This is a genomic window from Okeania sp. (genome assembly GCF_983059655.1).
This window is the reverse complement of the sequence record NZ_CEZPJD010000983.1, coordinates 1-2,566: the sequence shown is the minus strand read 5'-3', so window position 1 is coordinate 2,566 and position 2,566 is coordinate 1. Positions and strand designations below refer to the sequence as shown.

At 40.4% G+C, this 2,566-nt stretch carries 1 protein-coding gene; it reads left to right on the top strand.

Annotated features, from left to right (window positions below; translation table 11 throughout):
* The first annotated feature begins 782 nt into the window (after positions 1–782).
* Positions 783–1,865, top strand: a complete 1,083-nt coding sequence (locus AC3DU7_RS30900; RefSeq protein ID WP_488043059.1) for an amidohydrolase family protein — start codon at positions 783–785, stop codon at positions 1,863–1,865.
* Positions 1,866–2,566 lie beyond the last annotated feature (701 nt).

The window sequence follows — 2,566 nt, the reverse complement described above, 5'->3', positions numbered from 1 at the left end:
AGAAGAAAGAAGGATGATGCCCCCCGAGCAAGCCAATTCTGGGGGGAACAAGAATTCATTAGCTAGTCAAAGTCCCCCAATTTTGAAGGATTTAGGGGGCGAGTTATGTAGCAAATTTATCTTCATAGCCTGAGAGGATGTTTGAAAAATTGTTTAATACTGAATTTTGCCCCCCGAGCAAGCCAATTCTGGGGGGAACAAGAATCTGTTAGCTGTTCAATAATGAATAATGAATAATGAATAATGAATAATTACCTCTTCTTTTCAAGGAGAGGATTTACTAACCATGAAAGTTTTTCTTTATTATCCCTTAAAAGGCTATCCCTTATAAGGAACTCCTGAAAACCTTGTGGTAAGTAGGGGAGTAGGGAGGAAAGAATCATAGTAGATAAGAAAAAATACTTAAGTTCTCAAAAAAAATATACTTTTTCATACACTTTTTCTCTGACAAAAACTTTTGAAAGACTTATAGATAACTTGTCTATTTTGTCAATTTTTATGTTAAGAAAGATGTTTATAAAGCATAGCTTAAAAAGGGAGGCTTTAAACCACAATTTTTCGGTAAAAGTCCCCCAGAATTGGGGGATTTAGGGGGCTTTGATCTAGCAAATGAGACTTCTCAGACAACCTCTTAGTCCAGTAGTCGACTGTTTCATCTTAAATGGTGCATTAGGAAAAAAGGGTCAAACCTTGCCATCACGAGAATTATAGGCAAAAATCTAATGCACAGTTTTAGCTGAAACAGTCCACTACCGAACTACACTTTCTTCTTTATTTTAACTATGCTGAACGGATACAAAATTATAGACGCAGACTCCCACGTTATCGAACCTTCCCAGATGTGGGCAAAATACCTCGAACCTCAATTTCAAGATTTTGCTCCCTCCTTGGACATGAAAATTAAAGGGGAACCCATCAATGAGAAAATCTCCCAACAAGTGGAAAAAGAGGGAAATAGACAGATGATGGAGGCTCATCCCCATGCTTATTTAAACCATTACGATGTAGAATCCCATGTCCAAGAAATGGTATTGATGGGAGTGGATATTGCCTTTATTTATCCCACTTCCGGACTGTGGTTATTTGCGATCGATACTTTGCCCCCAGAAGTCATCGGCGCTTTTACCCGTGCCTACAATACTTGGCTTTATGAAGAATTTTGTAGCTATGATCCCAGTCGGTTAAAAGGAGTAGGGGCAATGAATCTCCACGATCCCCAGGAGATGATGAAAGAGCTACACCGAATTGCAAATCTTGGCTGGAAGGCAGTTTTTTTACGCCCTAACCCCGTAAAAGGCAGAATTTTGAGCGATGCGGAATATGAACCCTTTTGGAGCGCTTGCGAAGAATTAGATATAGCTGTGGGGATTCACGAAGCAACCCACGGCCGCTTACCAACTACAGGAGCAGATAGATTCAATAGTCGTTTTGCCCTCCATGCTTGCTCTCACCCCATGGAACAGATGATGGCACTATTGGCCTTAATTGAAGGAGGAGTATTGGAGCGTCATCCGAAACTGCGGGTAGGATTTTTAGAGTCTGGTTGTGGTTGGTTGCCCTATTGGTTATGGCGGTTGGATGAAGAATACAAAAATTTACATTGGGAAGTCAAAGATATGGTAAAATTGCTGCCTTCAGAGTATTTTCGCCGTCAATGTTATATTGCCGTTGACCCATCTGAATCTTATCTGACTCAAATTATTGATTACATTGGCTCTGACAATTTAATTTTTGGTTCAGATTATCCACACATGGATCATCAGCCAGATATTGTTAAGAATGTTGTTGAGCTTGAGAAGAATTTATCTCAGGAGATAGTTCAAAAAATTGTTTGGGATAATCCTAAATGTTTCTATAAAGTTTGAGGTGAAATGTGTAGGTTTCAATTTGTACAGTATTTGAAATTTTTACATTGGAGGCAGGGCGACTATTTGCAGAATGCTTGAAAATGAACCCAAGCCATCGAGTTGCCCAAATATACCTCCAACGTTTCTTTGCGCCTTGAAGAAGTATTCAGGAGTATCAAATCCGGAAAATAAACTTTAATACCGTAGGTTGGGTTAGCGACAGCGTAACCCAACACAAATATTGAGTCTGTTGGGTTTATCCTAACGGATAAGCTGGCGCTAACGTACCTTAACCCAACCTACAATGTCCGATATTTTTCTATAAGTATTCAAGCGGATTTGATATCAGGTGGAAAGAAAGAAGGGCGTTGCTGAATTGAAATATGAATGCGCGATTGTTTGCTTCTGGTCAAGCCCCCGCGCATCCCCCCAAATTGGGGGACTTTTAGAGTTTTATTCCCCCCAAAATTGGGGGGCTAGTGCCACTACGCGGAAGTCATAAGTCAGAAGTATTGATTGGTAAGGCTTTTAGGGTTTTGTAACTGGTCAGTTATTTCCGCCATTCTGCACTAGGGGGGGCTTGCATCATACCCAGAATCAGCAACGCCGAAAGAAGAAGATAGAGGAGGAGTAGGACTGAGAATAGGGTCGGAGAGAATATCAAGAAACCTCACTATTACTAATCGTCCAACTCATTAAATTTTGCCACTCAGAAGTTT